This window comes from Pantoea sp. SGAir0215 (genome assembly GCF_043543215.1).
This window is the reverse complement of record NZ_CP028031.1, coordinates 1567465-1583543: the sequence shown is the minus strand read 5'-3', so window position 1 is coordinate 1583543 and position 16079 is coordinate 1567465. Positions and strand designations below refer to the sequence as shown.

The window sequence follows — 16079 nt, the reverse complement described above, 5'->3', positions numbered from 1 at the left end:
AGGTAAGTATAGACAACGTCGCTCAGTTTGCCGGGCATGAGGCCGGATGCAGGGCCACTTCGCCCAGCAACGCATTCGCCTGCACCAGCGACGTCTGGTTGATATCGGCTATACACTTCGCGCCTGTTAAGGTCATCGCGACTTTCATTTCGTTTTCAATCAGCGTCAGCAGATGTTCGACGCCACGTTGGCCATGTGTGGCCAGCGCGTAAACAAAGGCCCGTCCCAGCAGAACAGTATCTGCGCCCAACGCAATCATGCGCACCACATCAAGCCCATTACGGATGCCGCTGTCGGCAAGAATCGTCATATCCCCCTTCACCGCATCCGCGATGGCCGATAAGGCACGAGCCGAAGACAACACGCCGTCCAGCTGGCGTCCGCCATGGTTTGAGACCACAATGCCATCGGCACCAAACCGCACCGCATCGCGGGCATCTTCCGGATCCAGAATGCCTTTAATCACCATTGGCCCGTCCCAGAACTCACGGATCCATTCCAGATCTTTCCAGGAAATCGACGGATCGAAATTCTTTGCCAGCCAGCCAATATAGTCTTCCAGCCCGGTCGGTTTGCCCAGATAGGTGGAAATATTGCCCAGATCGTGTGGTCGGCCCTGTAGCCCAACATCCAGCGCCCAGCGTGGGTGCGTGACAGCCTGCCAGTAGCGGCGCAGGGCCGCGTGCTTGCCGCTCATGCCCGAGTGCGCATCGCGATAGCGTGCGCCCGGCGTTGGCATATCAACGGTAAATACTAATGTGGTACAGCCCGCCGCTTTTGCCCGCTCAAGGGCGTTACGCATAAAGCCGCGATCGCGCAGCACATACAGTTGAAACCACATGGGCCGACTGATTTGCGGTGCCACTTCCTCAATCGGGCAAACGGAGACGGTCGATAAGGTAAACGGAATCCCTTTGCCCGCCGCAGCGCGCGCGGCCTGCACTTCCCCACGACGCGCGTACATGCCACACAGCCCAACCGGTGCCAGCGCGACGGGCATGGACAGCGTTTCACTGAACAGCGTGGTTTCCAGGCTGAGCGCCGACATATTCCGGAGAATGCGCTGGCGCAGCGCCACGTCTGACAGATCGGCAACATTCCGCCGTAGCGTATGCTCTGCATAGGCACCGCCATCCAGATAATGAAACAGAAAAGGCGGTAAAATGCGCTGCGCGGCGGCGCGATAGTCACTGGCGGCAGAGATGATCATCAGCGGTTTTCCTTGTGATTGGGCAGGTCATGACCCGGCAAACGCGTAATTCGCGCCTGCCTGGCTTCGTCTTCATCAAGTGTTTTCATCGTGGTGTGAACAAAACCCAGATGATCCATGGCGGCTGACCGGGCAGCCTCGGCATCGCCCAGTAAAATCGCGTCGAGCATCGCCCGGTGCTGATCGGTCAGGCGGTCAAAAATCACGGGTCTGATGTACATCAGCTTACGACTGTGCAGCATGGACGAGTGCAGTAAATCGAATAACCCCCGCATGGTTTGCAGCAGCACGATGTTATGTGAGGCTTCTGCGATGGCCAGATGAAAGCGCAGATCGGCCTGCCCGGCCAGATGGGGATCGTCACTCTCTTTCATCGCCAGCGTGGCATCAAAGGCGTACCGCAGACGCTCTTTATCTGACTCGGTAGCCCGTAGCGCCGCATGCCAGGCCGTGCTTCCCTCTATCGCATGGCGCGCTTCAAGAATGTCGTAACGGTAGTCCGGATCGTTGGCGAGAAGCTGACGAATGGGCTCGACGATGCGCTGCTCAGACCAGGGCTCCTGCGGCTGACGCAGCCAGGTACCGTCACCGCGCCGACTCATCAAAACGCCGCTGCTGATCAGTTGCTGAATAGCTTCACGCAGCGACGAACGGGAAACGCCCAGCGCGGCCGCCAGCTGACGCTCGGCGGGCAAACGCATGCCCGGCTCAAGCTGATGATCGCGGATATAGTGCTTAAGCCGCATCGGTAAAGGATCGTTTGGTGTCATGGGATCATCCAGGGAAAAACGTAAGCCTGCAGCGTGGTCATTACCCCAACCAGGCCGGTAAAGATCAGGCTGTGCTTTACGGTGAAGCGGAACAGATCGGACTCTTTGCCGACCAGACTGACCGCTGCACAGGCAATAGCGATCGACTGGGGAGAGATCATTTTACCGGTGACGCCACCCGTGGTATTCGCTGCCACCAGCAGGATATCGGAAACGCCAATCTGCTGCGCCGTGGTGGCCTGCAACGCGGCGAACAGCGCGTTGGAGGAGGTATCCGAACCGGTAAGAAACACGCCAAGCCAGCCCAGAAAGGGGGAGAAAAAGGTAAAGGCATGGCCCGTGTGCGCCAAGGCCAGCGCCAGCGTGGCTGATAAACCCGAGTAGTTCGAGATAAAGGCAAAGGCCAGCACCATACCAATGGAGTAGATGGGCAACATCAGGGATTTCAGTGTTTCGACAAATGTCCCGACTGCCGCTCTGGGTTTCATTTTCAGAAAGATAATCGCCACAATTGCCGCAATCAGAATGGCAGTGCCGGTTGCAGACAGCAGATCCAGTTTAAAAATGGCGGGCCAGGCGCTGGGCTGTGCCACAACCGGCGGTATCCGGGTAATCCAGTCATGCAGGCCAGGGACGGGAATGCTCATCACCCAGTTGGCCAGTGCCCCCCCTTTGGCAAACAGCGCTTTAAAGGGCGGGATACTCCACAGCGTTACCGTTGCGGTGAGAAACAGGAAGGGCATCCAGGCGCGAATGACCTGCTTTGTCGTATACGTCTGCTGACGTGCGGGTTGCGTCGCCGTCTGATTTTCGGCATCGCTGAAGCGAAAGATGCGAACCGGCTGCCAGACGCGCAGAAACAGAGTCAGGGAAACCAGTGATGCCAGCGAAGAGATAATATCGGGTAACGCCGGGCCCAGGAAATTTGAACTCAGGAATTGGGCTATCGCGAACGACCCACCCGCAACCATCACCGCCGGCCAGGTTTCTTTCACCCCGCGCCAGCCATCCATGATCGCCATGATCCAGAACAGCACGATGACGGTTAAAAAAGGCAGCTGGCGTCCGGCCATCTGACCGATGGCAAAGCTGTCCAGACCGGTAACCTGCCCGGCTACAATAATGGGAATACCCATCGCACCAAACGCCACCGGCGCGGTATTCACGATCAGGCATAACCCTGCGGCATAAAGCGGATTAAAACCCAGCCCTACCAGCAACGCAGCCGTGATCGCCACCGGCGCACCAAAACCTGCCGCGCCCTCTAAAAAGGCACCAAAGGAAAAACCGACAATCAGCATCTGTAAGCGCTGATCCGGCGTGATCGACAAGATGGACGCGCGAATGATATCGAACTGCCCGGTCCTGACCGAGATTTTATAGACAAAGACCGCGGCCACGATAATCCAGGCAATGGGCCACAGGCCGTACAGGAAGCCGTAGGCCGCTGAGGCCAGCGCCTGCTGCCACGGCATATGATACAGCAGCAGCGCAACTCCCAGCGCCAGCATGACAGTGATGGTGGCAGCCTGATGGCCTTTCATCTTTAGCTTAATCAACGCAAAAAAGAAAAACAGAACAGGCAGTAACGCAATCAGGCTGGAGAGCCAGATGTTATTGAGCGGATCATAATTTTGCTGCCAGACCTGCATGCCGTTATCTCCAGAAAGGTGATGAGAGCGATGCGCGACGGGCATAAACACAGGGCGCATCTGTCACGCCCGCTCTGCTTATTGGTCCTACCAATTTTGCCAGTTAGGGCTTATTCGTTACAGATACTTAACCCGCTGTTAACCCAAGGCAACAGTTACGGCTTTAATTTTAACGTTATGTGAACCACTGAAAAGGTTTAGCTATTTTGGTCGGACCAATCACGGTTGTGGAAAGGCGTATTTGTAACTTTGCGGATGAAAACGCAGATTTAACCCGACCAGCCCAATCGTAACGCCGCACTGGAGCCACCAGATCATGGAGAAATCCCCGGTCAGTGCATGCAACTGACCGGCGATAAACGGCATACTGCCGGCAATAATAAAGCCAATCCCTTGCATGAACGCCACCAGTCGTCCGCCCGCCTGCGGATGCGCCAGATGGTCCAGCGCCAGCACCAGCGCCAGGGGAAAGGCACCACCCAGCCCCACGCCCGCCATTCCCACCCACAGCCATGGATGGTAAAGCGGTGCAAACAGGAGGCCAAGCATACCGCTTAGCTGAAAAATCAGCGTTAACAGCAACAGCGGCCGTCGATCCGGGCCGCGCGTCAACAGCGGAAACACCATCGCTCCGGCGACCTGGCAGGTAATCATCACGCCCAACAGGCTTCCACCCGCCTGTGCGCTCCAGCCGAGCTGATGGTAGAAATCAGGCAACCATGCTACGCAAATGGCATAACCGCCATTCACTAAACCAAAGCTGAGCGCCAGCATCCAGGCGCGCGCGTTGCGCCATAGTGAAGGCATCACGACCGACGCGCGCGCTGGCGACGTCACCCCGGGCATCCACGCCCAAAGCAGGATGGCCAGCAGCGCAGGTACGGCCCAGCAGCTGAGGGCCATCTGCCAGCTCAGGTGAGCACTTAACCACGGTGTTAATGCTGCACCCAGTCCGCCCCCGCCCATCAGGGCCGCAGACCACAGCCCGGTCATCATCGCACTGCGTTGTGGAAAGCGTTGGCGGATAAAGCCCGGCATCGCCATTTGCACTATCCCGATACCAATGCCGCCCGGTAGCGTGCTCCCTACCAGCGATTCGCCTTGCGCTACAAAAAGGCGGCTGAGGAGCGCCAACACTAACAGCGCCAGTCCGCCACACAGCAGTCCGCGCAGTTGAACACGCTGCATAAGTGGTGCGCTGATTAACGCTATCGCTCCCATCATCATCATGGGAATCGCAGGCAGCAGTGACGCTGCCAAGGCGGAGAGCCCAATGCTTTCGCGTAACTGATCCAGCAACGGACTGACGGAGGTCATCAGTGGACGCATATTCAGTCCCGCCAGCACCAGGGCGGTAACGATCACAATATTCTCTTTTTTCATGGGCCATCCTGGAAGTAAACCTTGTCAGCCTGACAGCTGTGGTTACTATTTGGAAATGGAATATCATCATGACAGGCAGTGGAAAAATGAATCGCCAGCCTATGTTCACGCCCCAGCAGCTTCTGAGCTTTGTTGCGGTCTGCGAAACCGCCAGCTTCACCCGTGCCGCCGATCGCGTGCACCTGTCGCAATCAACAGTGAGCCAGCAGGTGCGGCGACTGGAAGAGAGGGTGGGAAAAGCCCTGCTGGCCCGCTCATCACATCAGGTAACCGTCACGGAGGAAGGCGAGAAGCTGCTGGGTTATGCCCGCCGTATCATTGCCCTGAATGGCGAAGCACTCGATGTGTTGAGCGATAAGTGGCGCGATGGTGTGCTGCGGCTTGGCGTTCCGGAAGATTTTGCGGCCCCCACGGCTGCCCTGCTGGCGCAGTTCAGTCGCGAACATCCCCATATGCGGCTGGATGTGATGAGCGGGATGCAGGTAGAACTACGTCGGGCCTGGCAGCGGGAGGAACTGGATATCATGCTGATTAAGCAACCTTACGGTGAACGCCCGCTGGCTTCCCGACCCGAGCCGCTGTTATGGCTGGACAGCGCCGCATATCCCTGCTTTGAGCATTCGCCGGTGCCGCTGGTCCTGTTTCCTCAACAGGGACTTTATCGCGAGGAGATCTGTCAGACGCTGGATGGGCTGGGCCGCAGCTGGCGCATCGGTTACAGCAGTGCCAGCCTTGTGGCCCTGTCTGCCGCCAGTGCCCAAGGTCTGGGCGTTACGCTGTTGCCTGCCAGCTGTCGTCTGCCTGCACATCGTGTGCTGGGCGACCAGCAGGGCTTGCCGGTGATTGACACTTTTGAGCTGGCGCTGTTTTGTCGCCAGCCGGATGAGGCGCTTCAGCGCCAGCTGGCAGAGGCACTGGTGACATTTGCCGATCTGCACTGGCAGTGAGTTTTTCACTGACAGGCAGTGGAAAAGGACGCTGTAAAACCAGAAACCGCGTGCAGATGCGGACGCGCCCCCTGTCAGAAAGCTGGCATGGGGCGCGGACAGCCGAATGAAGGCGACGCTAAACCCGAGCCTCCCTCGTCTGTGACATTAACGCCATCGCAAGCGTATAGAGATGGGCGCCATCAGAAGCCACCGGATCGTCTTCGGCATAACATCCAATCATAGAGGCCACTTTATCTGCCGATAAGCTTTCCCCATAGAGATGCAATGTCAGGACTGCACGACCTACGATTTTAAGTACGTCTTCATGCAAGATCTGCGGGATATTATTCAATGAAAAAATCCTCTGCCAGTAGTGATATCGATGTATCCTCCTCAATATAAAGGCGTTTACAAGTCGTTTTCATCTTCTCTTCTGGCGATACTTTTGCATTATTAATGCGTTAATTCCGTCGCAAATGCGGAATAATCTGATTAACTTTAAATTGTGTATTACAAAGAAAATATTAGAAAAAACATTCTTAATCTTAATGGCTTAGTCCATGTAAGCGGTTTCACATCTGACGTTTTAATTGATTAAAATTTCCCAACTAATCTTTTTCATCTTCAGTTTATTCTTAGATAAAAGCGCCGCCCGGCGCAGGGTTTGCAGGTTAACATTGCTGTTGTGTACGCTTTCTGACAGACTTGCGCTCGCAATGATGCCCCAACTTACAGCCGCAGAGGCCGCACCCGTGACCGCTTTTTCCTCGCTTAATTCTCTTCCCGATAGTCAGCTCGATAACCTGCGCGAGATGGGCTATACCCGCATGACGCCGGTCCAGGCCGCTTCGCTGCCCGCTATCTTAGCCGGACGCGACGTTCGTGCGCAGGCAAAAACCGGCAGCGGCAAAACGGCCGCATTTGGTATTGGCCTGTTGCATCATATCGACAGTGCGCGTTTTCAGACTCAGGCGCTGATTTTATGTCCGACGCGAGAACTGGCCGATCAGGTCAGCAACGTTCTGCGGCAGTTAGCGCGCTTCACGCGCAATATCAAAATTCTGACCTTATGCGGCGGCCAGCCCATGAGTGCGCAGCGCGATTCGCTGGTGCATCCGCCGCAGATTGTGGTCGGTACGCCGGGCCGTATTCTTGACCACCTCAAGCGCGAAACGCTGCAGCTCGACAGTCTGCGCACGCTGGTGCTGGACGAAGCCGATCGGATGCTGGAAATGGGCTTTCGTGACGATATGGAAACCATTATCGCCGCCACGCCCGCCGCGCGTCAGACGCTGCTGTTCTCTGCCACCTGGCCAGACGGCATTGCAACACTGAGCCAGCGCTTTCAACGTGATGCGCTGAGCGTCGTGACGGAAGAGGTCAGCGAACTGCCGGCAATCGAACAACAATTTATTGAAGCGACGCACGGCGAAAAATTGTCGCTGCTGATTAGCCTGCTCAGCGAACGCCAGCCATCGTCCTGTGTGGTGTTCTGCAACACCAAACGCGAATGTGATGATATTGCCGCCGCGCTTAACGCCCGCGATATCAGCGCCCTGCCCCTGCATGGCGATCTGGAACAACGCGACCGCGAACGTGTGCTGATCCGGTTTGCTAACGGCAGTGGTCGCGTGCTGGTGGCGACGGACGTCGCGGCCCGCGGCCTGGACATCAAGTCGCTGTCGCTGGTGGTGAACTACCAGTTGGCGTGGGATCCCGAAGTGCATCTGCATCGTATCGGCCGTACCGCGCGGGCGGGCGAAGAAGGCGCTGCCGTGAGTTTTGTCGCGGCCGATGAAATGGCGCGCGCGCATGCGTTAGAAGATTTCCTGCAGCAGAAGCTGCCATGGGTTGCCGCCAGTGCGCTCAGGAAAAGCAGTAAACCGTTGCCGGCAACCATGATGACGATTTGCATTGATGGTGGGCGTAAGGCCAAGATTCGGCCCGGCGATATTCTGGGTGCGCTGACAGGAGAAGCAGGCTATCGCGCCGAGCAGATCGGTAAGATTGATCTCACCCCGACGCACGCTTATGTAGCGATTGAAGCGGCTCAGGCAAAATCTGCGCTGGTCAAACTTAAGCAGGGCAAAATCAAAGGCAAAACCTGCCGGGCTGTACTGCTGAAAGACTAAAAGAAAGGGCGAGAATCATTCTCGCCCTGCCGATTATGGCTCATCGATCCGCATAACGTGCAGCGTGGTTTTGTCACCTTTCCCATGCACTTTACCACTTACGCGAACTTTGTCGTCAGCGGAATAGGTTTTGCCATCGAACGTTTTCTTCGGCGCAATAATGGTTAAAGTGCCGGTGCTGTCACGAAACTGATAATTATTGTCCGCGACTTTTTTTACGATATAACCTTCCAGCGTGACGTAACCGCCCTGCCGAAAGTCACGAATTTGATCGATGTGCGTCTGTCCTGTGTCTTCTGACCCTTTGTAGCCTGCATCCTGTTTATGCTGTGGCGGCGGCGTATCACCTGCCTTGAAGCCACCTTCTTCCGCGTAAGCCCCTGTGGTCGCTACCGCCAGTAAGGTCGCCAGTACTAATTTTTTCATCGCTTACTCCTTTATAGAGAAAAGTATCCATGCTGCGTTCTCACTGTTAAGCCTGGCACAATAATCGCTTAACGTGCGTTTTCCCCTCTCACCTTTTTCCGAAGGCTGCCGATAACTTCATCACACCCTTTTTCACCTGCTGCGCTGACGCTGAGGCAACGATGGATAATTTTCAGAAAGAGATCGATGAGAGAGCGAATCTCGCCTTATCGAATAAGTTTGAGCTGCTGCTGTTTCGCCTTGGCTCTGACCAGTTAAAAGGTAAATCAGAGCTGTTTGGGATAAACGTATTTAAACTGCGTGAAATTGTTCCGATGCCGCCGATTACGAAAGCTGCTGGCATGCGTTCGCCGTTGCTGGGCATGGCGAGCATTCGTGGACAGTTCATTCCTGTTATTGACCTGCCTGCGGTAGCCGGTTGCGTGCCTGAAACGGGCCTGAACCTGCTGCTGGTGACCGAATACGCGCGTAATACGCAGGCGTTTGCCGTCGAATCCGTTGAAAACATCGTGCGTCTTAACTGGAGCCAGGTTCATACCGCTGAAGCCGGTATCGGTGGACGTAACATCACCAGTATCGCGTGCCTGGATGACGACGAACAAAAAAGCAATCTGGCCATGGTGCTGGATGTCGAACAGATTCTCTATGACATCATCCCGTCCGTTCGTGGCGTGGAGCCTGAAGCGCCGAAAGAGCGTCAGTATAAAATGAAGCCCGGTTCCGTCGCGATTGTGGCTGAAGACTCCAAAGTTGCCCGCCAGTTGCTGGAGCAGGGCCTGAAGAGCATGGGCATTCCTGCCGTCATGTGTAACACCGGCCTGGAAGCGTGGGAAAAAATCAAAGCGATCCACCAGCAGGCTCAGTCGCAGGGTGAATCCATTCACGACAAGATCGCGCTGGTGTTAACCGACCTGGAAATGCCGGAAATGGACGGCTTTACGCTCACGCGCAATATCAAGCGCGACACCACGTTGCGTCATATTCCCGTCGTGATCCACTCCTCACTTTCGGGCAGTGCTAACGAAGATCACGTTCGCAAAGTCGGGGCTGATGGTTATGTTGCCAAGTTCGAATTAAACGAACTGTCGGATGTCATTTTCAAAGCGCTGGAAGCCGCAAGCTAAAACGTAGCGGGCAGCACAACCCTGCCCTGCTGTCACCTAACGTTCAATACATGAGACTATGAAAATGCAGAGTGAAGCGCTTCCTGTCGTACGTAAGCCCCTGTTCCGCGGGCGTTTACGTCAGCTGAGCTGGATTGCAATGGTGATAGCCTGTCTGGCGTTCTGGGCCGGCGTTCTTGTGCTGATGGTATAAGCGCAGCCTGGAAACCGGCTTCTACATTTCGCGAAAAGGGAATGAAAAAAGGCTGCCACTGGCAGCCTTTTTGATTACGGTAAATGCACAACGCTATAACGCTCTTTAGCCTTTTCAGAGCGCCTGTGGCTGACTCTGAGTTGCAATCCTTGTCGCGTTAATCTGAACAACGACCGTTTTGCAAAAAATGCATTTTGCTCCATGCGGGTTGGCTCTTGTCACATCGAAATGTGATGTACGGTACTGCGAGCCATTACAGTGAGGACACTTGAAACGCGTAATTTTCAGTCCTTAGAGACCAACAACGTTTGCAGCAGCTGGGCCTTTAGCACCATTTTCTACTGTAAATTCAACTTGTTGACCTTCATCTAAAGTACGGAAATCAGTACCCTGGATTGCAGAGAAGTGTACGAATACATCTTTGCTGCCGTCCTGAGGAGAGATGAAACCGAAGCCTTTCTCAGCGTTGAACCATTTAACGGTACCGCGGATTTTGTTAGACATGTTTAATTCCTTAAATAATTGAGCCTTCCGGCGTAATGGCCTGAGAACAGATTTCAATCAGAACGTAAGAGAAGACTCAAAAAGAAGGAATGTCTCGCGACAGGCTTAGAGATGAGAACTGCTGTAGATACTTACTTTGATAGCGTCTGTTAATCAAACCGACGATTCATTAGGTCACATCCTCGCGTTGCATGCAAGGGTTATTTTGAAATCGATGCAAACAGGGCAGATAAGCCAGACGACGTGCCTCTGCCCTGTTCTGCCCTCAGCCTTGGCGAATGTGGATTCTGTGGCCCTGCTCACCGGCTGCCAGATCGTCACGCAAGGTTAACTCGGGGATCGCGTAATCCCCGCCGTTTTGCCGATAATAGCCCACAGGTGAAGTAATAAACAGGTTATCGAGCCGCTTACTCAGTTCCTGACACAGCGCATCAAAACGTACGCTATCGATCCGGCCGGTACGGTAAACCGTGAACGGCGGCAGCACGTCAAAGCCGGGGTAAAACAGAATGCCATGCTGAATGGGAAACAGAATGTCATCAATATGCCCATTGATGCCGCGCGGACTGTAATGCGACGCCCATCCGCCCATCGTGACCACCAGCATGGCGCGCTTCCCTGCCAGCGTACCTTCACCGTAGCGATCGCCCCAGTGCGTATCTGAATGTTCGCCTACGCCGTAGGCAAACCCGCAGGCATAAACACGATCGATCCAGCCTTTCAAGATGGCGGGCATCGAAAACCACCATAACGGGAACTGTAAAATCACCGCATCGGCCCACAGTAGTTTTTCCTGTTCCTGCTGAATGTCTTCGCTTTGAAAACCGCCTTCAAAAGCCTGAGTGGATTCCAGTGAGGGAGTAAACCGTTCGGCATGTTGGCGATGTTGTGTGTCGGCAGGCGTTACGCGTGCCTCCCAGTTCATGGCATAGAGATCGGAAACGCGCACCTGATGGCCCAGTTGTTGCAGATGACTGACGGAAAAACGCGCCAGCGCACCATTAAGCGAGCGGGGTTCAGGGTGAGCAACAACGATTAACACATTCATAAACTATCCCGTATTGATAAAAGAGACAGGTAGCCTGCGCCTGATTGTGCTATCAGTAAAAGTAAAGGAACGGATAGTCGCTATAGACAGGACTGATACCATGAAGCCCGATCTGAATTTGTTGATCACGTTAAACGTCCTGCTACAGGAAAACAGCGTCAGCCGTGCCGCTGAACGGTTAAACCTTTCCCAGCCTTCCGTCAGTGCCCGGTTGGAACGCCTGCGTACTTTATTTAACGATCCGCTACTGATTCCGGTTTCCCATGGTATGCGTCCCACGGCACGAGCAGAAGGATTACGCCCTTCGCTTGAAGAACTGGTTGCCAGAATCGATGAAGTCGTAGCCGAGCCGGGACCCTTTGTGCCCGCCGAGGCAGACATCACCTGGCGCATTGCCGCCACGGATTATGGTGCGCAGACCGCGCTGGTGCCGTTGATGAATACCTTACGTCAGGAAGCACCGGGCACCCGGCTTGCGATACTGGAAATGAAACCGGCCCTCATCGCGCAGCAACTGGAAAAAGGCACAGTAGACCTGGTGTTTCATCTGCGTGAAGGCGTGCCAGAGGGATTACATGTCCGCCCACTGTTTCAGGAGCGCTATGTGGTGGCAGGCCGTCAGGGTCATCCCGCCCTGCATTCTGCTATCACCGCCGAAGCGCTCTGCGCGCTGGAGCATGTGGTGGTGTCGCCAGACGGCGGCGGCTTTCGTGGGGTGACGGATACGGTGCTGGAAGCCAGAGGATTGAGCCGGAAAGTGGTGCTCTCTGTGCCCCACTTTTTGCTGATGGGCAGCGTGCTAAGCACGACTGACCTAGTCGCCTTGATGCCGGAGAGAGTGGCGGCGATGATGCCGGGATTAATGACCGTGCTACCGCCGATGGCGATTCCAGGCTTTGAGCTGGTGATGCTGTGGCATGCGCGATCGCACCGGGATTTGGGGCACAGGTGGTTAAGGGAGCGGGTGGTGGGGAGGTTTCAGGATGGGCGTTGGAATGGTGAGGTTATGCAATAATGCTGAACCTATATAGTGTTGAACTTTAAAAAAAAGACGCTTTGCCATTCTTTCGTAAAGGCGCATATAAAAGACGTAACAGATTGCTCTGTCGCTAAAAATTTCAACTTAAATATATAAAATCTTCTGTACAATTATGTTCATAACAAAATCAACGTTCAAAAAATATAATTATGTATATTTTCATCCAAAACATCTGAAAGCTATCAATTCGCCAAGCAGACAAACATTCTAAAAAGCAAGCAAGTCTCGTTAATCTCTTAATCATTTCCATCAAAAAACCCAACTTAAGCATCAAAAAAAATTATAAGATGGCTTAATGCCCCATAGCTTCAAATAAAAACGATAGCATGCAATTTTATAAAAATCTTTTTTAAAAATCAACCAACATGGTGACTAATCAAATCAATATTGTACTCTTTTAATGCCACTTGAAATTTAGAAACAAAATCATCAACTTCTTTCGGCGGTAAAAATTTAAAAAAAACCTGAATGCAGAATTTACTTTTCCCACATAAAGCGGGAGATAACTCTCTCATTTGATCACTAAGAATGAAGTTTAAGTAAGCATTTACTTTATCTTGAAGCAAAAGCAAATGCCCATTAATATCATCCTCCCATGATAAATGATCTGTAATACCCAAAAGTACAAGCTCATCATCTTCATCCGATGCATTGATAAAATCGACCTTATTTACTTCTTCAATTGACATAGTTACTCCCTTTTACTTTCCGGCCTAATAATAATCACTTGGGTTGGCGGAATTTTAGTGCCTCATTTTCTTTGGGTCAAAAAGACGAAGATCTCTGATTTATCACTGCATTAATTTTGGGGAAAGGTCATTCCCCGGAAACCTCAAAAAGCACCTAGAGCTAAAACGGCTGTGCTTACAACAAGATCTAGATTAGATCTTCACCATTTAAAAGCACAATGATATTTCCTTCCCCTAACTCTCGCCTGAACACGTCTGCTATTCCAGAAGTATTCAACTCAGGAAAGGATTTGTCATTCACTGCAATCATAAAATAAGATTTTGGCTCTTTTAGTCCATACTCTTCAGCAATTGATAACTTAGTCTCATGATTGTACTTCTTAACACGATCATCAAGCAACGCAAGCTGCTGACCACTTAAGATTATATGTGGTTCAAAAAGAAGATATGGGCCATCAAAGAGATGGCCGTACTTTTCCTTCACCACACTTAATCTTTCCCTCAGATCATCAATACTTATTGATGTGTAACACGCTATATCAATTGACATTTACCCGCCTTACTTAATTCTTATTGGTTTTCCTGACTGGTCGATCACAATAACCTTTTCTAACCCTTTTATTGGCCAATCACTAAATTGTTTTTGCAAATCACTGACACTTGCTTTTGTATCGGCCAAGTTGATAACAACATTGTTTGTTTGACCACTATTCACTTTTTCTAAAGCCCGGTCATAGATATTGCGAACCGAGTTTGTTTTAGGGGCGATATTATCGAACACCTCACCATTAATTTTATAATCTGGGTTTTTAACCCCTGCAGTTACGGGATTCTGCTCAACATGATAACCATTTTGAGACAGGATCACAGCACCTTCGTTTTCTCGTTGTAGTGAACGTATATTTTCTGCTGATGCATTCGGCGGTAGCTTAGTTGGCTGACCGCTTAGAGAACCGGTTGTAGCATTTCCAACATTATCAGCCGCAGCAGCTTCAGCATTACCGATAGTGCTGTTCCGCGATAAACTCGTATCACCAGAAATAAAATTTGTTCCGCTCGGCTTAGATATGGCACTTTGCGCAGCCATACTACCAAATATAGCAGCCGTACCAAGACCTATGTTTAATGCCCCGTTGCTATAGTTACCATCAATGACCTGGCCGATTCCAGTACCGGCTTGATAACCCCCACCAGCTGCCAGCGTTGAACGTGCAATAATCCCCGGAGCACCCGGCAAAGCGAGTAAAACATCGGTTCCTATTGCAGCTTGGCCGGATTGCACGCTATACCCTTTCAGATAACTCAGCGCCTCGTTGTATGCTTTGGTATCTCCTGTTGAGGCAACAAACGCCTTGCCTGCAAGCAGAGACTGAATAGCGTCAGCCGCTCGTTGTGGGGTATATCCGTATATAGACTGAAGTTCATAACCATACTGGTTAAGTAATCCAGCCAGATCTTGCTTTTGGCCTTCTGTCAGTGGTTGCCCTGATTGGAACTTTTGCAGCAACACATTACTGGCTCGATCTTCATTCGTCAGCCTGACGATATTCTGTGAAGCCTCTAACAGGTTTTTACCGGCTTTCTGCTCCTCGATGGATTTATTCAGTATTTCTGCTTTCTGCACGCTCAGGAAGTTATTCTCAACCGTAACCTTCCCGGCCTGAGCAGCGGTAACCATATCTGCAGCTCCGCTCCCCGCCAGACCGCCAGAAAGACCCGCTGCCAGTGTTGCCAGCGCCGATACGGTTTCTTTCTCCCTGTCATCCATCTCATAGGGCTGCTTGCCGTAGATTTCGCTCGCCAGCATGCCGGTCAGCTCGCCTGTCACCGCCTCTGCGGCCCCTGCTGCGATATTTTTGTCCTGGGCGGCCGCAAGCGCCGCATTGACAACCGCATGCGCCATTAACCGGCCGGCCGGGTCTAAATCTGAATGCCCGATCAGGTTGGCAATATAGGGGGCTGCGCCCCCGGCGGCGGCGCGGATATCACCCGAAGCCAGTCCCTGTACGGCAGCCGTTGCGGCTGTGACAATGCGCTGTACGCTGCCACCCACAGCGAAAGGCGAAGCACTGAGCGCACTATCGTAATAGCTCTGCCAGGCCTACTTGCTGATTTGCTCACTGGTCGGCGTCTTGCCCGGATTCGCTTTTTCCCAGTCCGTTTTAGCCTGCTGCAGTTTTTCCGGACTAGCCTGCTTCATGTCATTATTTGCAGCGCGCGTCGCTTCAATTGCGCCCTGCGTTTCGACAATATCGCCCACCTGGCTGCCAATCTCGCCAATCATCTGCGCGGTCTGCAGTCGCTGCTGTTCTTTCTCTTTGTTAAAGATCGGGCTGATGCTGTCGTTGGCATGTGCCGTGTCGCGACTCAGCGTGGCGGTATCCTGCTTCTGGTCAGCCTGATTACGCACCACTATCGTCCCGTCAGCCACCGCTGACCGGGTAGTTCCTTCAGCATGCCCTTTTCCGTCAGCGCCTGCCAGCATGGTGTTAGCCATATTCCCGGCGAACTGGCCCGCCATGCTGGCACCCGAGCTCATGCCGATGTCCTGATGTTCCGTTTTGTAGTCGGCCGCGTTATGCAGATCGGTAAAACCCAGCGTTCCCGTATCCAGACGGTTTTTATCCGCCCCGGCCTGAGATTTAACCGGACCTTGTTATAGAGACAAAAGTGAAGCTGCCGCATGAGCCATAACTGGACTCTTTCATGTCGCGCCTGACAGAGCGATTTTATTTACCGTAGGTAATGCTAAATCGCCACGCCCTGTCAGCTGACTGCCGTAATTAACTAATTCTCCGTTGGCAGGGCCCATGACTTTTTCAGGTGGCGTTGATAATCCGATTCCGGCCTCAGTTATTAATTGAGCCGCTGACTAAATGAGATTGCAAAGTTGGTTCTGAGTTGTGTTGCTGTATTGAGAATGAAATGCTGATGCCAACGACGTTGGCTGGATCATCCTGTCCCTCACTGGCTGACAGAT

The 16079-nt window shown here is 53.0% G+C and carries 17 protein-coding genes; 5 read left to right on the top strand and 12 right to left on the bottom strand.

Annotated elements, in window-relative coordinates; all coding sequences use genetic code 11:
* Window positions 1-22: 22 nt before the first annotated feature.
* The 4 genes from lldD to C1N64_RS07345 form a co-directional block, all read right to left on the bottom strand.
* A complete protein-coding gene (gene lldD, locus C1N64_RS07360) occupies window positions 23-1210 on the bottom strand; it encodes an FMN-dependent L-lactate dehydrogenase LldD (RefSeq protein WP_394515370.1) in 1188 nt (395 codons plus the stop codon).
* Complete coding sequence (gene lldR, locus C1N64_RS07355; RefSeq protein WP_205952748.1) at window positions 1210-1980, bottom strand: transcriptional regulator LldR; 771 nt, start codon at window positions 1978-1980, stop codon at window positions 1210-1212. Before lldR ends, lldD begins: the two co-directional genes overlap by 1 nt.
* Window positions 1977-3632, bottom strand: a complete 1656-nt coding sequence (lldP, locus tag C1N64_RS07350; protein WP_394515498.1) for an L-lactate permease — start codon at window positions 3630-3632, stop codon at window positions 1977-1979. Before lldP ends, lldR begins: the two co-directional genes overlap by 4 nt.
* Before the next feature lie 219 nt (window positions 3633-3851).
* Window positions 3852-5015: a cyanate transporter gene (locus C1N64_RS07345; RefSeq protein WP_394515369.1), complete on the bottom strand. Its 1164-nt coding sequence runs from the start codon at window positions 5013-5015 to the stop codon at window positions 3852-3854.
* 86 nt (window positions 5016-5101) lie between these two features.
* Between C1N64_RS07345 and C1N64_RS07340 the strand changes: the two genes are divergently transcribed.
* On the top strand, window positions 5102-5962 hold the full coding sequence (locus tag C1N64_RS07340; RefSeq protein WP_039338628.1) for a LysR family transcriptional regulator: 861 nt from the start codon (window positions 5102-5104) through the stop codon (window positions 5960-5962).
* A 734-nt stretch (window positions 5963-6696) separates the two neighbouring features.
* The gene (dbpA, locus tag C1N64_RS07335; protein ID WP_394515497.1) at window positions 6697-8076 is read left to right on the top strand and encodes an ATP-dependent RNA helicase DbpA; all 1380 of its coding nucleotides are present in this window, start codon (window positions 6697-6699) and stop codon (window positions 8074-8076) included.
* A gap of 33 nt (window positions 8077-8109) precedes the next feature.
* Here the strand turns inward: dbpA and C1N64_RS07330 are convergent, their stop codons facing one another.
* Window positions 8110-8502, bottom strand: a complete 393-nt coding sequence (locus C1N64_RS07330; RefSeq protein WP_006118076.1) for a YgiW/YdeI family stress tolerance OB fold protein — start codon at window positions 8500-8502, stop codon at window positions 8110-8112.
* Between the two features lie 161 nt (window positions 8503-8663).
* Between C1N64_RS07330 and C1N64_RS07325 the strand changes: the two genes are divergently transcribed.
* Window positions 8664-9626 carry a chemotaxis protein gene (locus tag C1N64_RS07325; RefSeq protein ID WP_006118075.1) on the top strand — a complete coding sequence of 321 codons (963 nt, stop codon included), beginning with the start codon at window positions 8664-8666 and terminating at the stop codon, window positions 9624-9626.
* 58 nt (window positions 9627-9684) lie between these two features.
* On the top strand, window positions 9685-9819 hold the full coding sequence (locus C1N64_RS07320; protein ID WP_255421330.1) for a hypothetical protein: 135 nt from the start codon (window positions 9685-9687) through the stop codon (window positions 9817-9819).
* Between the two features lie 114 nt (window positions 9820-9933).
* Here C1N64_RS07320 and C1N64_RS07315 read toward each other — a convergent pair whose 3' ends face one another.
* The 3 genes from C1N64_RS07315 to C1N64_RS07305 all read right to left on the bottom strand — a co-directional run bounded on the left by C1N64_RS07315 (window position 9934) and on the right by C1N64_RS07305 (window position 11371).
* Window positions 9934-10107: a cold shock small protein YmcF gene (locus tag C1N64_RS07315; protein WP_110268586.1), complete on the bottom strand. Its 174-nt coding sequence runs from the start codon at window positions 10105-10107 to the stop codon at window positions 9934-9936.
* Window positions 10108-10110: 3 nt separating this feature from the next.
* Window positions 10111-10323: a transcription antiterminator/RNA stability regulator CspE gene (cspA, locus tag C1N64_RS07310; protein ID WP_006118073.1), complete on the bottom strand. Its 213-nt coding sequence runs from the start codon at window positions 10321-10323 to the stop codon at window positions 10111-10113.
* Window positions 10324-10588: 265 nt separating this feature from the next.
* Window positions 10589-11371 carry an NAD(P)H-dependent oxidoreductase gene (locus tag C1N64_RS07305; RefSeq protein WP_394515368.1) on the bottom strand — a complete coding sequence of 261 codons (783 nt, stop codon included), beginning with the start codon at window positions 11369-11371 and terminating at the stop codon, window positions 10589-10591.
* A gap of 100 nt (window positions 11372-11471) precedes the next feature.
* Here C1N64_RS07305 and C1N64_RS07300 point away from each other — a divergent pair, with 100 nt between their 5' ends.
* Complete coding sequence (locus tag C1N64_RS07300; RefSeq protein WP_394515367.1) at window positions 11472-12386, top strand: LysR family transcriptional regulator; 915 nt, start codon at window positions 11472-11474, stop codon at window positions 12384-12386.
* Window positions 12387-12766: 380 nt separating this feature from the next.
* On the opposite strand, the gene C1N64_RS07295 is transcribed toward C1N64_RS07300, so the two are convergent.
* The 4 genes from C1N64_RS07295 to C1N64_RS07280 all read right to left on the bottom strand — a co-directional run bounded on the left by C1N64_RS07295 (window position 12767) and on the right by C1N64_RS07280 (window position 15638).
* Window positions 12767-13099, bottom strand: coding sequence for a DUF6572 domain-containing protein (locus tag C1N64_RS07295; RefSeq protein ID WP_172913475.1), 333 nt, complete (start codon window positions 13097-13099; stop codon window positions 12767-12769).
* A gap of 187 nt (window positions 13100-13286) precedes the next feature.
* Window positions 13287-13649: a hypothetical protein gene (locus C1N64_RS07290; RefSeq protein WP_039338534.1), complete on the bottom strand. Its 363-nt coding sequence runs from the start codon at window positions 13647-13649 to the stop codon at window positions 13287-13289.
* A gap of 9 nt (window positions 13650-13658) precedes the next feature.
* Complete coding sequence (locus C1N64_RS07285; RefSeq protein WP_394515366.1) at window positions 13659-15002, bottom strand: CdiA C-terminal domain-containing protein; 1344 nt, start codon at window positions 15000-15002, stop codon at window positions 13659-13661.
* A gap of 198 nt (window positions 15003-15200) precedes the next feature.
* Window positions 15201-15638: a hypothetical protein gene (locus C1N64_RS07280; protein WP_269751041.1), complete on the bottom strand. Its 438-nt coding sequence runs from the start codon at window positions 15636-15638 to the stop codon at window positions 15201-15203.
* Window positions 15639-16079: the final 441 nt, after the last annotated feature.